This window comes from Lysinibacillus sp. A1, from assembly GCF_000801965.1.
GTDB lineage: Bacteria > Bacillota > Bacilli > Bacillales_A > Planococcaceae > Lysinibacillus > Lysinibacillus fusiformis.
The window spans coordinates 77,689-97,068 of the sequence record NZ_JSZM01000017.1 but is presented as its reverse complement, the minus strand read 5'-3'; the positions used below and the strand labels follow the sequence as shown (position 1 = coordinate 97,068).

Genomic DNA, 19,380 nt, shown 5'->3' with positions numbered 1-19,380 from the left:
ATGAAATCCCCACTCTCTCCCCTTAATGAATAAAAAAAGCCGGCAATTGCAATGTCGCTCTATGCAATTACCGACAAACCCCTAACGAAATATTAAAACCCCTTTATGCCTGAAATGAACAATGTGATTTGCATGTCAATAAACTCATCAATTGAATGTTGGCGATGTAATGCCCATTTGCGGAATGCCCAACTTTGTCCAGACACTACTAAATTATTAGCTGCTAAATGAATTTGCTTGTCTGTCATTGTTATGTCACCAGATTGTACACAGCGCTTTAGCAATCTTTCAAACGTAGCAACCATTTCAAACTCTTTACTAAAGACATAACGTTGCGCTTCTTTTGACAATGATTTTGTTTCTTGATACATGATTGTAAGCTCATCAACCATGCTATCGATTTGCAGGAAATATTCTCGAATCATTTCCTTTAGCTCTTCGATTGTCCCTGCTTTAATCTCATAACTTGAAAGTCGCTCCATTGCATGATGATAGATACTATCACATACGAGGTAAAGAACATCTTCTTTTGTTCGAATGTACTCATATAAAGTACCGATACTAAAGCCTGCAGCTTTTGCGATTTCTCTCGTTGTGGCCCGATGGTAGCCTTTTTCTTTGAATAACTTAATTGCTCCCTGAATCATTTGCTCACGACGAATGGCGATTAAATTTTCATCTTTTACAGTTGACTGTACTTGGGGCCTTTTATCTTTTTCTGTCATCAATTATTTAGTTAACATACGCGAGATAACTAGACGTTGAATCTCTTGCGTACCTTCATAAATTTGTGTAATTTTCGCATCACGCATAAAGCGTTCTACTGGATAATCTTTTGTATAACCGTAACCACCAAATACTTGAACCGCCTCCGTCGTTACACTCATCGCCGTATCGCCAGCCATTAATTTCGCCATTGCTGATGCCTTACCATATGGTAGGTTATTAGATTCTAACCAAGCCGCTTGATATGTAAGAAGTCGAGATGCCTCAATTTGAGTGGCCATATCCGCTAGCTTAAAGGAAACACCTTGATTTGCTGTAATTGGTTTGCCAAATTGTACACGTTCTTTCGCATAGTCAACTGCTGCATCAAGTGCTCCTTGTGCAATTCCTACAGCTTGCGCCGCAATACCATTTCGTCCACCATCTAGTGTCGTCATCGCAATCTTAAAGCCTTCTCCTTCAGCTCCAAGCAAGTTTTCTTTTGGAACACGACAGTTGTCGAAAGTAATTTCTGTCGTAGGAGATGAACGAATTCCTAATTTCTTCTCCTTTTTACCTACAGAGAAACCTTCATATCCCGCTTCAACGATAAATGCTGATGTACCGTTTTTGGCTTCAGGATCTGTTACGGCAAATACAATATATGTATCTGCTACTCCACCATTTGTAATGAAGATTTTTGAGCCATTTAAAATATAATCATCGCCATCACGTTTTGCGTAAGTTTTCATGCCACCCGCATCAGAACCTGATCCTGGTTCTGTTAAACCGTAAGCCCCAATATGCTTTCCTTCAGCCATTGGACGAAGATATTTTTGTTTCTGTTCTTCTGTACCGAACTTATACAGTGGCCAACCTGCAAGTGATGTATGTGCAGATAATGTTACTCCTGTTGATGCACAAACACGTGATAATTCCTCAACAGCAATGACATATGCAAGATAATCAAATCCAGCTCCACCATATTCCTCTGGCCATGGAATACCTGTTAAACCAAGCTCCGCCATTTTATCGAAAATGGCACGGTCAAATTCTTCATTTTCATCACGTTCTGCCGCTGTTGGAGCCACTTCATTCATAGCGAAATCTCGAATCATTTCACGTAATTGCTCATGCTCTTCTGTTAACTGAAAGTTCATTGTCCATTTCCCCTTTTTATTAGACTCTGTTCTGTGTAATGGTAAGTTGGATTCAGCGTTTCATTAAGTCGTTTTCTTACTATATCGAACGATTCCCATCCTCTTTGCAGCTGTTTGATTCATTTTTATTCGCTACAACCAACACCTTACACCAAATTATTTCAGTAAATGTTTACTAATGACTAGCCTTTGTATTTCACTTGTTCCTTCATATATTTCAGTTACCTTGGCATCGCGGAAATATCGCTCTACTGGGTAATCTTCTGTATAACCATAGCCACCAAATACTTGAACAGCCTCTATTGCTGTTTGGACAGCTGATCGAGATGCAAAAAGTTTCGCCATTGAAGCTTCAGCGCCACACGGTAAACCTTTCGCACGTAAATCTGCAGCACGGTAGACTAGTAGTTTGGATGATTCAACAGCTGTTGCCATGTCAGCAAGTTTAAAGCTAACACCTTGTTGGGCAACAATCGGTTTGCCAAATTGAACACGTTCTTTAGCATAAGCAGTAGCTGCTTCAAGTGCCGCTTCAGCTATTCCTAAAGATTGTGCAGCAATACCAATGCGTCCCACATCTAAATTAGCCATCGCTATTTTGAAGCCTTCTCCCTCTTCCCCTAAAAGGTTGTCGGCTGGTATGCGGCAATTATCGAATGTTAGCTGAACAGTGCGAGAGCCATGCAAGCCCATTTTATGCTCGTCTTTTCCAATAATTAAACCAGGTGTTCCCTTTTCAACGATAAAGGCAGAAATACCTTTTGTTTTTTCAGCAGGATTCGTTGATGCGAATACAATGTATACATCCGCCTCCCCACCATTAGTAATAAATACTTTGGAGCCATTAATGACATATTCATCACCCTCACGGACTGCCTTCGATTGAAGAGAGCCAGCATCTGAACCGGCACCTGGTTCTGTTAAACAAAAGGCACCTAAATATTCACCCGCTGCAAGTTTAGGTACATAACGTTTCTTTTGTTCTTCATTCCCAAAGTAAATGATTGGATTCGTTCCAACCGATGTATGCACCGATAAAATAACTCCCATTACAGCGCTTACCTTTGATAATTCATGAATCGCAATAATGTACGATGTAAAATCCATGCCAGAGCCTCCAAGCTCTTCAGGTGTTGTAATACCCATTAAACCAAGTTCACCCATCTGCTGAAGCAGCTCACGTGGAAACTCCCCTGCTTCCATTCGCTCTACCCATGGTTGGATTTTTTCTTGAGCAAAATTACGAACCATATCGCGCATCATAATTTGCTCATCTGTAAATTGCAAATGCATCTATTATGTCACCCCTCTAAGTTGTCCTGTAGCACTTCTATAACCCCATCCCCATAGGATTATTCGTAAATATAAAAGCCTCTTCCAGATTTCTTTCCTAGCCAACCCGCTGCAACATATTTACGAAGCAGTGGACAAGGACGATATTTACTATCTCCTAGGCCCTCATGTAAAATCTCCATAATGGAGAGACATGTATCTAAACCAATGAAATCCGCCAATGTTAACGGTCCCATTGGATGGTTCATACCAAGTTTCATGACATCGTCAATCGCTTCTTTTGACGCTACCCCTTCATATAAAGCATAAATAGCTTCATTGATCATCGGAAGTAAGATTCGGTTTGAAATAAATCCTGGGAAGTCATTCACTTCAACTGGCGTTTTCGCTAATTTGACAGTCATCTCTTCCACCGCTTTGTACACTTCATCAGTTGTAGCTAAACCACGGATAATTTCTACAAGCTTCATGACAGGTACAGGATTCATAAAGTGCATGCCAATAACTTGCTCTGGTCGATTTGTTACAGCGGCAATTTCTGTAATAGGTAGTGAAGAGGTATTCGTAGCTAAAATAGCATGTGCCTGTGCAATTCCATCAAGTTGTTTAAAAATGGATTGCTTCACTTCCATATTTTCTACAGCTGCCTCAATGATAATATCTACATCACTAGCATCCTGTAAATCTAGTGACATCGTAATGCGACCTAGAATTGCAGCCTTTTCTTCTTCTGTTTTACGACCCTTTTCTACATCGCGTGACAAATTTTTAGTCATAGCCCCTAATCCACGCTCGTAAAACTCTTGTTTTATATCGTTCAATTTCACGTCAAAGCCTGCTTGTGCGCAAACCTGTGCAATGCCAGAGCCCATTTGCCCTGCACCAATGACCATTACCTTTTGAATTCCCATCAGTTCAGTCCCCCTGTTTTCGGTACTTCAATCATGATTGCATCGCCTTGCCCACCACCTGAACAAATGGCGGCAATACCAATGCCACCGCCTCGACGCTTTAATTCATGAGCAAGCGTTAAAATAATTCGTGCTCCAGAAGCTCCTATTGGATGTCCTAAAGCAACTGCGCCACCATTAACATTAACCTTTTCAGCATCTAGATCAGCTAACTGCTTACTCACTAAAGCTACCGCTGCAAAGGCTTCATTAATTTCAAACAAATCAATATCTGCTAATGACTTATTCGTCTTTTTCAACAGCTTATTAATGACTAATCCTGGTGTTTGAGGGAAATTTTCTGGCTCAATCGCTAGCTCTTCATGACCTATAATTATTGCCAATGGTTCTCTACCTTCGCGTGTCGCACGTTCCTCATTCATGATTACAAGCGCACATGCTCCGTCATTTACGCCAGGTGCATTACCTGCAGTAATGGTACCGTCCTTATCAAAGGCTGGTTTAAGCTTTGTCAGTATTTCTAAAGAAGTCCCTGCTCTCGGCGCCTCATCCGTATTCACAACAAGTGGCTCCCCTTTTCGTTGAGGAATCTCAACAGGAACGATTTCTTCTGCAAAATATCCTTTGTCCATTGCTGCTAGTGCACGTTCATGGCTACGAACTGACCAAGCATCCTGTTCCTCACGACTTAGCGAGAATTCTTTAGCTGTCGAGTTACCATAGCTGCCCATATGTGGTCTTGCTGGATCAAAAGCACATGTTAGACCGTCATAAAGCATGCCATCAACCATCGTTGAATCACCCATTCGTAAGCCCGTTCGACCATTTAACAAATAATATGGTGCATTAGACATGGACTCCATTCCACCAGCTACAATTACCTCTTCGTCCCCTAAACGAATCAGTTGATCTGCTAATGTCACTGCACGCATCCCCGACGCACAGACTTTATTAATCGTTTCTGTTTTTACCCCTATTGGCAAATTAGCCTTTATTGCTGCTTGTCGAGAAGGAATTTGTCCCTGTCCCCCTTGTAAAACCGAGCCTAAAATTACCTCATCGACTTCATCAAGTCCCATATTGGCTTTCTCTAATGCACCCTTAATTGCAATGGCACCTAAATCACTTGCATGTATTGCCGATAAAGAACCACCAAATTTACCAAATGCCGTTCTTGCTCCTGCTAAAATTACAGCTCTATTCAAGTAAAACACCCCTTTTGTTTTACGTTCTCGATGAAGTAGTGAAGCATTTTATTGACTGAACGCTCGCTCGACTTCTATCGATGAAAAATGGGAGTTTTCATTTCAACTCCCATTTCCATTTAATCTTATTCTACAAAACAATTTTTTATTGTGCAATTTATATTTTTCAGATAACTAAAATATTTCTACAATAGCAATCATTTTTCTGCGCTTATTTCACTATTCTCGTTTTGATTGGTATTTTCTACTGTCATCACAACTTCTTCCATAGTTTCTTCTACTTCCTCAGGAGAGTTGTCGACAACCTTTACCTTTTCCCCAAATACTGAACGCTCCAATAACTCTGCTACATCGAATGTGCCGATCGAGTCTTCCACTTCTTTAGCCTTTGTACCATCCTCCAGCATTGTTAAGCAGTAAGGACAGCCAGATGAAATAACAGATGCATTAGTTGCTAAAGCCTGTTCTGTACGAGCTACGTTAATACGATTGCCGACATGCTCTTCCATCCACATGAGACCGCCACCGGCACCACAGCACATGGCTGTTTCTCGATTACGTTCCATTTCGACTAACTTCACTCCTGGAATGCCACGCAAAATTTCTCGTGGTGCATCATAGACATCATTGTAACGACCTAAATAACATGAATCATGGAAAACAATTGTTTCATGTACCTCGTAATTTAATGCTAGACGATTTTCTTCAATTAACTGATTTAATAATTCAGTATGATGATAGACTTCGCCTTTCCAACCAAAATCTTGGTACTCATTTTTAAAGATATTGTATGCATGAGGATCAATTGTAACAATTTTTTTCACGTCATTTTTAACGAACTCATCAATATTTGCTGTAGCAAGCTCTTGGAATAAAAATTCATTTCCTAAACGACGTGGCGTATCCCCAGAGTTCTTCTCTTTATTTCCTAAAATTGCAAACTTCACACCGGCTTCGTTTAATAGACGACAGAATGCTAATGCAATTTTTTGAGATCGGTTATCAAATGCTCCCATTGACCCAACCCATAAAAGATATTCCATTTCCTCGCCAGACTTTTTCAATTCTTTTACTGTTGGGATATGGATTGTTGGGTCTAAATCACGCCAATTTTCTTTTTCTTTACGGTTTAATCCCCAAGGATTTCCTTGTCTCTCGATATTCGTCATCGCACGTTGCGCATCAGGATTTACTTTCCCCTCTGTCATTGTTAAATAACGACGTAAATCAATAATTTTATCAACATGCTCGTTCATTACTGGACATTGATCTTCACAGTTACGACAAGTCGTACAAGCCCAAATCTCTTCCTCTGTAATCACATCACCAATTAAAGATGGACTGTAGATATCTTCAATCACTGCACCTTCTGCACCAGCTGCCAGCGCAAGCTGATTACCCTTTGTATTGGCAAAGAATTGATAAGGTACCCAAGGTTTTTGCTTTGTGACAACAGCTCCTGTAAATGTTAAATGATCTCGTAATTTCACGATTAAATCCATAGGAGACAGCATTTTTCCTGTTCCTGTAGCTGGACACATGTTTGTACAACGTCCACATTCCACACAAGAATACAGATCCAACATTTGTTTTTGTGTGAAGTCCTGTATGCGTCCCACCCCAATAGAAGGCATATCTTCTTCACTTTCAGCATTTTCTAATGCCTCAAAATCAATGGGTGTTAAAGTCCCTGTTCGGTCTAAACGATTCATGTAAACATTAAGTGGACTTACAATTAAATGGAAATGTTTTGATTGTGGTACATACACAAGGAATGTTAATAGAATTAATAAATGTGCCCACCACATGACATAAAACACACCAGCAGCTACTGACGCAGGTAGGAAACCAAAAATAGCAGCAATACTAGATGCTACTGGTTCTGTATAGGTTAATCCCTCTCCATGCCAAATTAATCCCATACCATTCGCAAGTAACGTCGATACCATTAAGCCACCAATGAAAATTAATACAAGACCGTTTTTCCATCCACGTTTTAAACGTACTAGCTTTTCAACATAGCGGCGGTAAAATGCCCAGACAACCGCTACCAAAATCATTAAGACAACAAGTTCTTGGAAGAATGTAAAGACACCATAGAAAATACCAAGCGGTAAATGTGAGCCTGGTGCTAATCCTTTCCAAATTAAATCAATCGCCCCTAGCTGTACCATTAAAAATCCATAGAAAAACATTACATGGATTAAACCACTCTTTGGATCTTTTAATAGCTTGTTTTGGCCAAATACATTGACCATAATATAGCGAAGTCGTTCTTTTACACTTTCATCAAACTCAACCTTTTTCCCCAATTGCACATACTTATAGCGTGTTTTCAACAGATAGAAGAACAATCCTACTGCATAAAGTACAACCACGACTGTTAAGACAATGTTAGCAATTAATAATGGACTCATGGTTGGTCCCCCCTTGTTTGTCGTAATTTTTCTCTCTTTGTGATAAATTTGCTACCTCATACGGAAATGTTCATCACTTTGATATTATATTCCTATTCTAATAAATGAGTGAGCATTCAGTCAACATAAAACGGAAATATTTCTGATAATTTTATATTCTTACATTTTACAAGAAAAAAAGCCACCCTGATTTTTTTCAAAGTAGCATTTTTTACTTTCTGTAGAAAACTAAATTTTATTTTTTAAAAACATTTCCACTGCGAATATATTCAACATCCGCAACATTTAATCGAGCATTTACTACACGAGCAGCTGCAAATAAATAATCTGATAATCGATTTAAATATTTTTGTACAACTTTTGGCACATCTTCAACTTCTTTCATAAGTGTCACCATCTCACGCTCTGCTCGCCGAGCAACCGTACGCGCAATGTGTAAAGTTGCAGCTGCTGGTGCTCCTCCTGGCAAAATAAAACGTTGTAATGGTGGCGCCTCATCTGATAGTGCATCAATACGAGTCTCTAGCACCTCAATTGGTTGTTCAGTAAGCTTATAATGTCGTTCTTTCATCACGTTTGCTAGATCACCACCAGCATCGAACAGTTCATGTTGAATAGTTTCTAAATCCGTTAAAATATCCTTGAATAGCGCTTGATCTAATTCACTTACAGCTTTACCAATAAAAGAATTTAATTCATCAATAGCCCCATACGTTTCAACACGTAAACTATCTTTATCAACGCGTCCTCCTATAAGACTTGTTTTACCCGTATCCCCTGTTTTTGTGTACAGCTTCATTTCGCTCATCTCCTAAAATTGATTTTTGTAATTTCTGATAGCCTGAACCGTAGTTTCAAAAACACCCTTTGCAATCATTTTACCAACTTCCGTAATAGGACCACCATATAACATTTCTTTCCCTTTTTGAGTTGCTGCAATTAAAAGGCTATCTGTAGCAGTACCTGTAGCAATCGTTCCACTACGCTCATCACGAATATTTTCTGATTGCATAGCTTTCGTTTTCGCTTCTGTAGCTGTCATCATGGCCTGAAAAAATGCTTCCTCCGATAAACAGCCGTTGATAATTACCCATGTATTAATAGTACCAATATATGGTTTATCCTGCCTTTCGTGCACACGAGATACATCTACTGCATTCCCTACACCAGCAGTAACAGCTACTATCACACTGCCAAATGGTGCAGAAATTTCATTGATCGCCACAAGAGCTGTTGGCACTGCTGTCAGCATGACAACTGTATTCGTAGGCGAAAAATGGCCTCTTTGCAAAAATTCATTAACCTCTCTCTTTACATCACTAATCACATAATCACTAGGAACAGAGCGGTTTAACAAGCAATTATGCCATCCAATTCCAGGGTTATGGACAGCAGAGGATACCGTTTTTATAGGAATCTCTGACTGAAGCTGAATAAAGTGTTCCGTTATTATAAAATGTTCTTTTTTTATTACAGCTCGCTGTTGATAGTCGCTTGCTGCAGGCATCATCGTAATTTGCGGTTTAGGAATTTCTGGATGAGCATAAGTAGCTACTCGTGCTTGATAAATTTCTTCAATCTGAGAAGCAATTAATACTTCATGTGGTGCCCCGAAAGCTCTCATTTGTCCACTTTCCATGAGCAATAATTCATCACAATAGAGAGAGGCTAAATTCATATCATGTAATACCATCACTACCGTTAAACCACACTCCACAGCTTCCTTCCGCACCATATCTAAAATTTGCCGCTGATGGGCAATGTCTAAATGATTTGTCGGCTCATCTAGCAGTAAAATTTCCGCAGTTTGAGCAAGAGCCTGTGCAACAAAAACTCTTTGCTGTTCACCACCCGATAAGAATTCCATCGGTGTATGCTCATAACGTTTTATGCCTGTTTGCAGCATTGCATGTTGAACTGCTTGTTCATCTTGCTCAGACCAACTTGAAAAAAAGCCTGTTTGATGTGGATAACGTCCAAGCGAAATAGCCTCTCTTACACTGTTTGAGAAAGCGTTCGCATGGAGCTGTGGTAAAACAGCCATTTTTTTTGCTAAAGCACGGGCATTGTAGGAAAGAATGCTTTTTCCATCAATAGAAATCGTGCCCTCAACTGCTGGTAGAATACCACTCATTACCTTTAATAATGTTGATTTCCCACTACCATTTGGCCCTAAAATGCCAAGAATCTTTCCTTTTCCAACTGTAAAGCTTATATCATTGACGATCGGTACGTCTTCATAACCACCTGATAGATGTTCAACAACAATCACGCCCGTACCCCCTTGCCTCTTCGTTGCTTATAAAAAATATAGGAAAAAACAGGCGCTCCAATAAATGCAGTAATGACACCAATGGGCAGTTCCCTTGGCAAGATGATGGTTCTTGCAACTAAATCACAAATAATAAGTAATGTTGCCCCATTAAAAAATGATAATGGAAGTAAATGACGGTGATCAGAACCCCAAATCATTCTTGTCATATGTGGTACAACTAACCCTACAAAGCCAATTGTGCCTGAAACAGCAACTGCTGCTCCAGTTAGCATGGAGCCACCTACTAAAATCAAATACTTACTTCGCTTTACATTGACACCTAAATGCTTCGCTCTTTCTTCCCCATATAACAAAACATTAAGCTCACGTCTCTGTGTCCACAGCATAAGGGAACCAACAATGACAAATGGGATAATCATTTGAACATACGGCCAGCCACGCATAGAAACAGAACCGAGTAGCCAGCCGATTACTTGGCGCAGTTCCTCTCCCGATAAAGCAATCATTAACGAGATTAACGATCCTAAAAATGAACTAAAGATAACACCTGTTAAAATCAGTGTTTCCATCTTTAAAGAACGGTCCACTACTCTAGCAAAGCTCATCACTATCACCATTGTAATGATTGCGCCTATCATGCTAAAGGTAGGTAAGGCATACAAGCCTACAACAGGCATAGAAATACTAAAAAAGATTGTCATGACTGCGCCGACAGAAGCACCAGATGAAATACCTAATGTATATGGATCTGCTAATGGATTTTTGAGCAAGCCTTGGAAAGCCGCTCCCGCAATGGCGAGAGAAGCTCCTACTAGCCCCGCTAAAAGCACACGGGGCAGGCGAATTTTCCAAAAGATATTGGCAGCTGTTTCATCAACTGACTGATTCCACAACACTTCTATCGGAATATGAACAGAGCCTATAGCGACGCCACACCAGATGCTAATGATAAGAAGCGTACATGTTAATACATAGGCTGTTGCTACTTTTTTCACTTAAATACCTCAGGGTAGATAGCTTTTGCTAATTCCTCAAGGCCATCCGCTAAACGTGGTCCCTGACGGCTTGTTGTGCTTTCATCTACTTGCACAATAGCATTATTTTTCACTGCATTTATTGTATCGAAACCAGCACGCTTTGGTATTTTTGTTAAAATATCAGGTACATAACTATATGTCACCACGATGACATCTGGATTTTTTGTGATAATTTGTTCTGCACCAATTTCATACCAATTATCACCGTCTGCTGCTACATTTTTTGCATGGATCATCTCCAGCATTGCGTTCATAAATGTGCCTTGTCCAGCTGTATAAATATTAGGTTCATCAGAGGCTTCTACAAAAACGTTCTTAGGTTCAACGTCTTTCACTTTCCCCTGAACCTCTTCCACTTTCGCCTTCATGTCAGCAATGATTTTTTCGGCTTCTGGTAATTTCCCTGTAGCACGCCCAAGCTGTTCAATCGTTGTATAGGTTTCATTAAAATCTTGGGCATTTTTTACAACAAATACTTTCACGTCCGCCGATTCTAGCTGTGCTATAGCTGATTCCGAAAGAGACATGCTAGATTCATGAGCAAAAACGATATCTGGCTTTAAGGCAATAATTTGTTCAATATTGTACTCCATGCCACCAACTTTTTCTTTTTCAGCTACCTCTGGTGGATAATCGTCGTTGTCTGTAACCCCTACTATTTCATCCTTTAAACCTAGGCCAAACAATATTTCTGTATTACTTGGAATAAGTGACACTATTTTCTCAGGAGGAGCCTCTAGTGTAATATCCTTCCCAATAGCATCCGTTATAGTCATAGGGAATGTTGCTTCTTCCGCCTTAGATGTTTCTTGTTGTGTTTGTTCTTTTGTAGGTGTGGAATTGTCTTTTTGTGCCTCTTGTCCACAAGCTGCTAGCAACCCTATCGTTAAAAATGCCGATACCCCTATTTTCCAAAATTTCTTCATGTGAATCCTCCTTCGTTGATTTGTGCGTTCAGGTGTTAGAAATATTGTTCCATCAAAATAAGACCCCTCATCTTCGAATGATGAGGGGTCAAAATCGCACCAAAAAACTGATACAAAATCCACCATCCTATCCTCGTAGGCTGTCATGTCTATGCTATAAAGGCAGGTCTCCTGGCTTGTGCATTACGTTTTTTCAAGCCTTCCCGAAATCTTCAGTGGCATCATTTGAAAAAACTCACACTTACAGTGGCGGGACCGCATCGGAATTACACCGATTTCCCTTTTCACTTTACATAAGTAAAGAACCTTTATACTATTCAGTTGATTTTATTATACATGAAATTAAAAAAAGTCGCCTCTATATCAAGGCGACTCCAAAGGTTATTAGACGATTTCAGCAAAATACTGTACGGTTTTCATCGGAGCACCAATCGTTCGTAATGACCAAGTTTGCTCTAAATAAACATCCGCTAGTTTGTCATATTTCCCACCAAATTTTTGTGCCCACTCAACGGCTACGACACTTTCATATAATTGAGCCATTTTTTTGGCAACATCCTTTGCTTCAAACGTTTTTGTCGCTTCATCGAGAGTACTAAAAATTTGTAAGGTTGCCGATAGTTTAGTTAATTGCTCTTGAACGATTTTCACTAATGAATGGTCTGTTAAAACTTCTAATCGCGCGCCCATCTCTTGAATAAACAATTCATGTGCCCTGTATTTATCCACTAAGCGAATAAGCTCCAAAGCTAGTATATTAGACGTACCCTCCCATACCGTCAACACTTGCGCATCTCTCAGTAAGCGTGGTGTTACAAAGTCCTCAATATAGCCATTCCCTCCATGTAGCTCAATTGCTTCACTTGCATAATGGACCGCTTGCTCTGCCGTTTCCTTTTTCATAATGGCAATATATAAACGGTTCATGATGATGTCTTGTTCTGTTCCCTGACCACTTGTCACTTTATCGTATAATTGAATAAGATCAAAAATCGTGGCTACTTCTACATGCAGCTTAGCGGCATATTTACCTAATGTATCCTGGATCATAGGATACTGTGTTAAAGGTTTACCAAAGGCATATCGATTTGACACATAGTGCTTCGCCTCTAAGAAGCCACGGCGCATAATACCAATGGATGCCACAGCATTACAAATTCTTGATAAATTAAGCGCCTCCAGCATATAATAAATCCCTTTATTTTGATCACCAACTACATACGCGAGTGCTCCATCAAACTCAACCTCACCAGATGGAACGGCTTTCACACCTAATTTATCTTTTAGTCGTCGAATACGAAGATGGTTAGCCGATCCATCTTCATTTCGCCATGGAACTGCAAATAGGGTTAATCCTTTAGAGCCTGCTTGTGCACCCTCTATTCGTGCCAATACCATTGCAACCCCACACATCCCTGCATTGGAGGCAAAATACTTTTCACCATAGAGGCGGTATTCATTCTCCACAAGTTTTGCTTCTACTACATTCGCACCAACATCCGAGCCTCCTTGTCGCTCTGTTAAAAAAGTCGCTCCCTCATATAGCTCCATATCGCCTGTTGCACAAACATGCGGTAAGAAGCGCTGCTTAACTTCTTCCTCTGCATAATGGTCTAATAAATAGGCAGTGGCCATCGTTAACGTCACAGGGCAATAAAAACCGGGCTCTGCATGTGACAGTAAATAACCTTGTGCAAAACTATAGACATAATTCCCTTTGTGACCTAGTTGGGGAATATCTTTATGCACATAGCCAACAATCCCCGTATTATATGTCTCCTCAATTGTTTTTTTGTAGCCGTCATTGACCCATACCTCTGAAACCTCTTCGCCATAGGCATTATACCTTTGAAGGCGAGGCTCTCCTTGTCGATCAGTATGTTTCGCCCTCACGTCTATAGCACCCGCACATAGCTCACCAAAGTCCATCAATTCCCGATGCGCATAAGATAAAAATTCTTTATCCAGCATCATTTCCAACACTTTTTGAAGCGTATCATCATCTGTAAAGAAATTGCTTGTGCCTGCTATTTCCTGTTGTAAAACTTTCATGCTATCTCACCTCTTGTCCTTTCAAAGATTGTTTTAAAATTTTGCCTGACGCATTCCTTGGTAGCGCTTCCACTTTTTCGAAAATACGCGGTATTTTATACTTAGCAAGCTGCCCCTCTAAATGATCTTTTAGAGCCTCTTCATTAATATCCTGTTTAGCGGAATAAACAGCCTTCACTGTCTCTCCCCATTGTGGATGTGGAACACCAACCACTGCCGCTTCAAATATCCCCTCAAAGCTTAAAAGGCAATCTTCAATTTCTTTCGGATAAATATTGACTCCACCCGAAATAATCACATCTTTTTTTCGATCAACAATCCAAATAAAACCGTCTTCATCCTTACGAGCTAGATCTCCTGTTTTTAACCAACCGTCTATAAAGGCCGCACTAGTTGCCGCTTCATCTCTGTAGTAGCCAAGCATATTACCCTCACCAAATAAAACGATTTCCCCTACTTCTCCTGCTGGTACATCTTCGCCACTATCGTTAACAATACGTATCTCTGTACCTAAAGGTGCTCGCTGTCCAATACTCCCAGCCTTTCCTTCATGCTCCTTGCCAAATAGCAATGATCCACTTGGTCCCGCCTCTGTTAATCCATATACGCATGTTAAATTAGTTGTGCGGAATGACTGTTGAATGAAACGAACCTCGTTTTCAGATAAAGGTGCACCTCCATATACCCACCATTTCATGGAGGACAAATCAGCTGATTGCAATCTTGGCATCTGTGCTGTTAATAAATAAGCAACAGGTGCGCCAAAGAAATGGGTTGTTTTTTCCTGTTCAATGGAATCCATTAATAAGTCTGGTGTAAAAGTTGGCGTTAACACATTTGTAGAGCCTACAAATACACCTGCCATTAAAAATAAATGCAATGGAGCCGAATGAGTTAATGGCATCATTAGCAATATACGGCTTTCAGGCTTGACCTCCATTTCAACTGCAATCATTTGCGCAACCGTTAATATATTACGATAGCTAAACAATACGCCCTTTGGTTTCCCAGTCGTACCTGATGTGTACAAAATAGTCGAAGCATCATCCTCGTTCAACTGACATTTAATCGTTTGGGCACTGGCACTTTGAATGATTGTTTCATAATGAAGCCAGCCAGCTACTTGTTGTCCTGTTTTAATTTTTAACGGGATTACGGCAATATGCTGGACTGCCGCAAAAATGGCTTCATGAGCAATAATTGCCTTTGCCTCAGCATGCTGTGCCACATACTCTACTTCTTGTAATGTGAACTTAGCATTGACTGGGACGACAATAGCACCCATTCGCTGAATAGCAAAATAGCTAACGACAAACTCTACAACGTTAGGCATAAAAATCAAAACTTTATCTCCCTGCCTTACACCCTGTTCTAATAAGGCATGACTAAAACGGGTCACTTGCTCATCTAAATCATAATAGGTCACTCTTCTACCATGACAAATAACGGCTTCCTTTGTTGGATACTTACGGGCATTACGTGCTAATAAATCGGAACTATTCATCGTGCATCTCTCCCCTTAAAGTCGTTAATTTTTCATTAAACATGCCATGCATTTGTTGTAATTCATTTCTCATTTGGGTAAGCTCAGCTATTTTCCTATCAATCTCCTGAATCTTTTGCTCTCCGTATTCAACGGTTCGCTCCAATTGCTGAATTCCTGAGCGATCAAAGTCGAAAAGTAATACCATTTCCTTGATCTCCTCCAGTGAAAAGCCGTAACGCTTTCCTCTGAAAATAAGCTTGAGCTTCGCAAATTCTTTTTTCGAAAAGGTTCGTTGATTCGTAGATGAACGTTGAGGACAAAGAAGCCCAAGCTCCTCATAATAACGAATTGTACGCGTGGACACATCGAACTCCTTAGCCACCTCTTGAATTGTCTTCATAATCGTCTCCCCCTTCCTGATTGGCAACAGTATACCATTGACGTTAACGTAAACTTCAACAAAATTTTCGAAATAAACAGAAAAATATAGTCCGAAGCAGAAATTTTAATGACTAGCCAATACTCTCGTATCATTAACTACCATTATTTAATATGTTAACTTGCTTACTATCCATATAAAAAGCCCCTAACACTTTTCCTGTTAGGGGCTAAGTTGGACTATTACATTTTCTCTGGTGCTGACACGCCGATTAAACGAAGCGCATTAGCAATTGTTGTACGAACTGCAGTAATTAATGCTAAGCGAGCTTCTGTTAGCTCTTTGTTTGAAGCATCTAATACTTTTTCTGCATTATAGAAACTATGGAAAGCAGCTGCTGTTTCTTGAATATAATTTGCGATACGGTGTGGTGTACGATGTTTAGCCGCGTCAGCTACCACTTGTGGGAAATCGCCTATTTTTTTCAATAAATCAATTTCTTTTTCAGCTGTTAACAGGTTTAGGTTTTCACTTGTAGCCGCAAAACCTTGTTCATTGGCAGAACGTAAAATTGATGAAATACGTGCATGTGCATATTGTGCATAATACACTGGGTTTTCATTAGATTGCGATACAGCAAGGTCAAGGTCAAAGTCCATATGAGAATCGCCTGCTGTTTTTACGAAGAAGTAGCGAACTGCATCTAAACCAACCTCTTCCACAAGCTCGCGCATTGTTACCGCATTGCCTGTACGTTTAGACATTTTGAATTTTTCACCGTTTTTATAAAGCTGAACCATTTGAATTACTTCTACTTCTAATGTATCACGATCATAGCCTAATGCTTGAATGGCAGCTTTCATACGTGGAATATAGCCGTGATGGTCCGCTCCCCAAATATTGATTAGTTTATCAAAGCCACGGACAATTTTATCCTCATGATAGGCGATATCTGGCGTTAAATATGTGAAAGAACCATCGTTTTTAATTAATACACGGTCTTTATCATCACCAAAAGTTGTTGAGCGGAACCAAGTAGCGCCATCCTCTTCAAACACATGACCATTTGCTTTTAATTTATCTAATACCACTTCAATTTTTCCGTTTTCATATAGAGACGTTTCAGAATACCAAACATCAAAGTTTACACGGAAGTTTGCTAGGTCTGTTTTTAATTTATCTAATTCTAACTCTAAACCATGCTGACGGAAGAATGCAAAACGTTCTTCATCTGATTTAGTTAGGATTGCATCACCATGCTCTTTTGCTAGCTTGCCAGCAATTTCAATAATATCTGGGCCATGGTAGCCGTCTTCTGGCATTTCAGCATCCAATCCTAATGCCTGCTTATAACGTGCTTCTAATGAGTATGCAAGGTTATTAATTTGGTTCCCTGCATCATTAATATAGTACTCACGAGAGACACTGTAGCCAGCCATATCTAATACATTACATAATGAATCTCCAACAGATGCCCCACGCGCATGTCCTAAATGAAGATCTCCTGTAGGGTTAGCCGAAACGAACTCTATTTGAATCTTCTCCCCTGCGCCTGCATTTGAACGACCATAGTCTGCGCCTTGCTCGAGAACCTGTGTAACTACCCCTGTTAGGAAATCTTTACGCACTGTGATATTCATGAAACCAGGACCAGCAATATCAATTTTCTCAATATCTGTTCCTTCAGTATCCAGATTTTCTAAAATAGCTTCCGCAATTGCACGAGGTGGCTTCTTCGCTAACTTTGTTAATTGCATAGCAATGTTTGTTGCATAGTCACCATTTGCTTTATCCTTTGGTGTTTCCAGGTGAATTGTTAATTCTGTGTCAGCCTCCACTAAGCCTGCTTTTTTCACGGCTTGAGCCAACGCTGCTTTTATAGCCTGTTGTACTTGTTCTACTGCGTTCATCATTGTACCTCCGTAAATGTAATATCTAATGTATAATTGCCAACAGATTGCCCACCCATTAGTAAATCGTACTGTACATGGAAATCTCCGCTTACTGCCCTGTTCGTAAACGACATTTTCTTCGTGTCGATCACGAGTGGCATGGAGCCAAACTCACCTTCATAATGCCCCTTTTGCTGTTCAATTATGTTCAGTGGTAAACGCATACTGACAGCTCCAGCACGCATAATAAGCGCCTTCTCATGGCCTAACTTCATAGTCGTGCGGATGGTTTTATCCTCCTGCACCTCATCATATTTCAAATACAAGCTTCCTGCTTTTTCAAGTAGCTGCCCTTTGAGCCGCATTTCATAACTTTCGGATTCTCCATCACTTGGGCGAATCGTAGAAATGAGCTTAATATTTACTTGCGATCTTACTTCGTTCGCCATAACGGACGCTCCCTTTTTAGTCTTTTACTATAACCTTTTTATTATAGGATGAATACCATTGTTTTTTCAAGATAGAAGTCAACTAGAGCGCAACTACTAAGGATAATAGAACAATAAAAAAATCCTCCCTTCTAATGAAGAGTGGATTTTTGCCATTTATCTATACAATTTTTTAACAATTAATTGCTGAACCGTTAATAATAAAGCACTTACTGTCCAATATATTGGAATAATGGCTGGATTAAACAAACTAAAAATAAGGATCATGATGGGATTAATGAACATCATAATCTTCATATTTATCGGTTGATTTTTATCTAACGAAAGCCAGCTTTGCATGAAGTAGATGACACAAGCAATTATTGAAATCCCGATATCCATTGTGCCCAAATTCATCCAAAGGAAATTTTCACTGGCAATCACTGTATCTAGCTTAATCGCATAGTACAGTGAAAATAACACGGGCAATTGAATGATGATTGGTAAACAACCTAATAATGAGCTTTTCAATGAATCTGAAGTTAATTCTTGTATTTTTTGTTGCACCATTATTTTTTCAGATTCGTCATGACTATTCTTCAATTTAGCAGTAAGCACATCTAGTTCAGGTTTAATGGATGTCATTAATTCTTTTGAATGTTTTTGGTGCTTGGCCGATTTAATAAAAAGCGGCATAAGTACTGCTCTCACTGCAATCGTAATACTAATAACACCTATGGCATAGCTTCCTGTAAAAGAATGGATAAAATGAACGAAATAAATAATTGGTTGCGTTAAAAAAGTAAACAATGATTCTCCTCCTAGTTTTAAAGTTTACATCAAACTAGGAGACACACTTTCTTCCTCATTGTTTTCTGACGTTCTTATACATAGAACGAACCACGTTAGCAAAGGTGGAGTCCAAGTATTAGTGATGTCATAATCTACTTCAATTTCTTCATCTTGTATGTCTTGAACCATGAATTTATTGGCGAAATATAGCTGTACATTAACACACAGAACTGTTAGAACGAACGAAGCCAATAGCCAAAAATATTCCATTGTACTCATAAAAATAAATATATCATTCACGAGAAGAGACCAAATCACAATACCCCTCCTTCCCTTTATATATATAAAAAATTATATTCGTATTGTGAATATTGAGTCAAATAATACCTTTACTTTTTTGAAACGACTAAAAAAATGGGGCT

17 protein-coding genes and 1 riboswitch are annotated in these 19,380 nt (G+C 39.6%); all 17 genes read right to left on the bottom strand.

The window, feature by feature from the left end:
* Positions 1 to 92: 92 nt before the first annotated feature.
* The 17 genes from PI85_RS15055 to PI85_RS14975 all read right to left on the bottom strand — a co-directional run bounded on the left by PI85_RS15055 (position 93) and on the right by PI85_RS14975 (position 19,276).
* Positions 93 to 725 (bottom strand): TetR/AcrR family transcriptional regulator, encoded by a 633-nt coding sequence (locus PI85_RS15055; protein WP_025114794.1) that lies wholly within the window; start codon positions 723 to 725, stop codon positions 93 to 95.
* Between the two features lie 3 nt (positions 726 to 728).
* The gene (locus PI85_RS15050) at positions 729 to 1,865 is read right to left on the bottom strand and encodes an acyl-CoA dehydrogenase (protein ID WP_036122994.1); all 1,137 of its coding nucleotides are present in this window, start codon (positions 1,863 to 1,865) and stop codon (positions 729 to 731) included.
* Between the two features lie 156 nt (positions 1,866 to 2,021).
* Positions 2,022 to 3,158: an acyl-CoA dehydrogenase gene (locus PI85_RS15045; protein ID WP_036122992.1), complete on the bottom strand. Its 1,137-nt coding sequence runs from the start codon at positions 3,156 to 3,158 to the stop codon at positions 2,022 to 2,024.
* Positions 3,159 to 3,217: 59 nt separating this feature from the next.
* A complete protein-coding gene (locus PI85_RS15040; RefSeq protein ID WP_036122989.1) occupies positions 3,218 to 4,069 on the bottom strand; it encodes a 3-hydroxybutyryl-CoA dehydrogenase in 852 nt (283 codons plus the stop codon).
* Positions 4,069 to 5,274, bottom strand: a complete 1,206-nt coding sequence (locus PI85_RS15035) for an acetyl-CoA C-acetyltransferase (RefSeq protein WP_036122987.1) — start codon at positions 5,272 to 5,274, stop codon at positions 4,069 to 4,071. Before PI85_RS15035 ends, PI85_RS15040 begins: the two co-directional genes overlap by 1 nt.
* Before the next feature lie 197 nt (positions 5,275 to 5,471).
* The gene (locus tag PI85_RS15030; protein ID WP_036122984.1) at positions 5,472 to 7,691 is read right to left on the bottom strand and encodes a heterodisulfide reductase-related iron-sulfur binding cluster; all 2,220 of its coding nucleotides are present in this window, start codon (positions 7,689 to 7,691) and stop codon (positions 5,472 to 5,474) included.
* A 235-nt stretch (positions 7,692 to 7,926) separates the two neighbouring features.
* Positions 7,927 to 8,490 carry a cob(I)yrinic acid a,c-diamide adenosyltransferase gene (locus PI85_RS15025; RefSeq protein WP_036122981.1) on the bottom strand — a complete coding sequence of 188 codons (564 nt, stop codon included), beginning with the start codon at positions 8,488 to 8,490 and terminating at the stop codon, positions 7,927 to 7,929.
* Between the two features lie 12 nt (positions 8,491 to 8,502).
* On the bottom strand, positions 8,503 to 9,963 hold the full coding sequence (locus tag PI85_RS15020; RefSeq protein WP_036122978.1) for an adenosylcobinamide amidohydrolase: 1,461 nt from the start codon (positions 9,961 to 9,963) through the stop codon (positions 8,503 to 8,505).
* Positions 9,960 to 10,961 (bottom strand): iron ABC transporter permease, encoded by a 1,002-nt coding sequence (locus tag PI85_RS15015; RefSeq protein WP_036122974.1) that lies wholly within the window; start codon positions 10,959 to 10,961, stop codon positions 9,960 to 9,962. Before PI85_RS15015 ends, PI85_RS15020 begins: the two co-directional genes overlap by 4 nt.
* A complete protein-coding gene (locus PI85_RS15010; RefSeq protein ID WP_036122970.1) occupies positions 10,958 to 11,929 on the bottom strand; it encodes an ABC transporter substrate-binding protein in 972 nt (323 codons plus the stop codon). The genes PI85_RS15015 and PI85_RS15010 overlap by 4 nt, the downstream gene beginning before the upstream one ends.
* Positions 11,930 to 12,072: 143 nt before the next feature.
* Positions 12,073 to 12,254: riboswitch (cobalamin riboswitch) on the bottom strand.
* Between the two features lie 59 nt (positions 12,255 to 12,313).
* The gene (locus tag PI85_RS15005; protein WP_036122968.1) at positions 12,314 to 13,981 is read right to left on the bottom strand and encodes an acyl-CoA dehydrogenase family protein; all 1,668 of its coding nucleotides are present in this window, start codon (positions 13,979 to 13,981) and stop codon (positions 12,314 to 12,316) included.
* Position 13,982: 1 nt separating this feature from the next.
* A complete protein-coding gene (locus tag PI85_RS15000) occupies positions 13,983 to 15,485 on the bottom strand; it encodes a class I adenylate-forming enzyme family protein (protein ID WP_036122965.1) in 1,503 nt (500 codons plus the stop codon).
* Positions 15,478 to 15,867, bottom strand: a complete 390-nt coding sequence (locus PI85_RS14995) for a MerR family transcriptional regulator (RefSeq protein ID WP_036122962.1) — start codon at positions 15,865 to 15,867, stop codon at positions 15,478 to 15,480. The genes PI85_RS15000 and PI85_RS14995 overlap by 8 nt, the downstream gene beginning before the upstream one ends.
* A 221-nt stretch (positions 15,868 to 16,088) precedes the next feature.
* Positions 16,089 to 17,756 carry an arginine--tRNA ligase gene (argS, locus tag PI85_RS14990; RefSeq protein WP_036122959.1) on the bottom strand — a complete coding sequence of 556 codons (1,668 nt, stop codon included), beginning with the start codon at positions 17,754 to 17,756 and terminating at the stop codon, positions 16,089 to 16,091.
* Positions 17,756 to 18,187, bottom strand: a complete 432-nt coding sequence (locus tag PI85_RS14985) for a DUF1934 domain-containing protein (protein ID WP_036122956.1) — start codon at positions 18,185 to 18,187, stop codon at positions 17,756 to 17,758. Before PI85_RS14985 ends, argS begins: the two co-directional genes overlap by 1 nt.
* A gap of 156 nt (positions 18,188 to 18,343) precedes the next feature.
* Positions 18,344 to 18,976, bottom strand: coding sequence for a membrane protein insertase YidC (yidC, locus tag PI85_RS14980; protein ID WP_036122952.1), 633 nt, complete (start codon positions 18,974 to 18,976; stop codon positions 18,344 to 18,346).
* Positions 18,977 to 19,000: 24 nt separating this feature from the next.
* On the bottom strand, positions 19,001 to 19,276 hold the full coding sequence (locus PI85_RS14975) for a hypothetical protein (RefSeq protein WP_036122950.1): 276 nt from the start codon (positions 19,274 to 19,276) through the stop codon (positions 19,001 to 19,003).
* Positions 19,277 to 19,380 lie beyond the last annotated feature (104 nt).

Bases quoted from the DNA above. Each gene is read 5' to 3' on its own strand.
- PI85_RS15030 (WP_036122984.1), bottom strand. From the start codon at position 7,691: ATGAGTCCATTATTAATTGCTAACATTGTCTTAACAGTCGTGGTTGTA.
- PI85_RS14985 (WP_036122956.1), bottom strand. From the start codon at position 18,187: ATGGCGAACGAAGTAAGATCGCAAGTAAATATTAAGCTCATTTCTACG.
- PI85_RS14995 (WP_036122962.1), bottom strand. From the start codon at position 15,867: ATGAAGACAATTCAAGAGGTGGCTAAGGAGTTCGATGTGTCCACGCGT.
- PI85_RS15000 (WP_036122965.1), bottom strand. From the start codon at position 15,485: ATGAATAGTTCCGATTTATTAGCACGTAATGCCCGTAAGTATCCAACA.
- PI85_RS15045 (WP_036122992.1), bottom strand. From the start codon at position 3,158: ATGCATTTGCAATTTACAGATGAGCAAATTATGATGCGCGATATGGTT.
- PI85_RS15010 (WP_036122970.1), bottom strand. From the start codon at position 11,929: ATGAAGAAATTTTGGAAAATAGGGGTATCGGCATTTTTAACGATAGGG.
- PI85_RS15005 (WP_036122968.1), bottom strand. From the start codon at position 13,981: ATGAAAGTTTTACAACAGGAAATAGCAGGCACAAGCAATTTCTTTACA.
- PI85_RS15055 (WP_025114794.1), bottom strand. From the start codon at position 725: ATGACAGAAAAAGATAAAAGGCCCCAAGTACAGTCAACTGTAAAAGAT.
- argS (WP_036122959.1), bottom strand. From the start codon at position 17,756: ATGAACGCAGTAGAACAAGTACAACAGGCTATAAAAGCAGCGTTGGCT.
- PI85_RS15025 (WP_036122981.1), bottom strand. From the start codon at position 8,490: ATGAAGCTGTACACAAAAACAGGGGATACGGGTAAAACAAGTCTTATA.
- PI85_RS15040 (WP_036122989.1), bottom strand. From the start codon at position 4,069: ATGGGAATTCAAAAGGTAATGGTCATTGGTGCAGGGCAAATGGGCTCT.
- PI85_RS15050 (WP_036122994.1), bottom strand. From the start codon at position 1,865: ATGAACTTTCAGTTAACAGAAGAGCATGAGCAATTACGTGAAATGATT.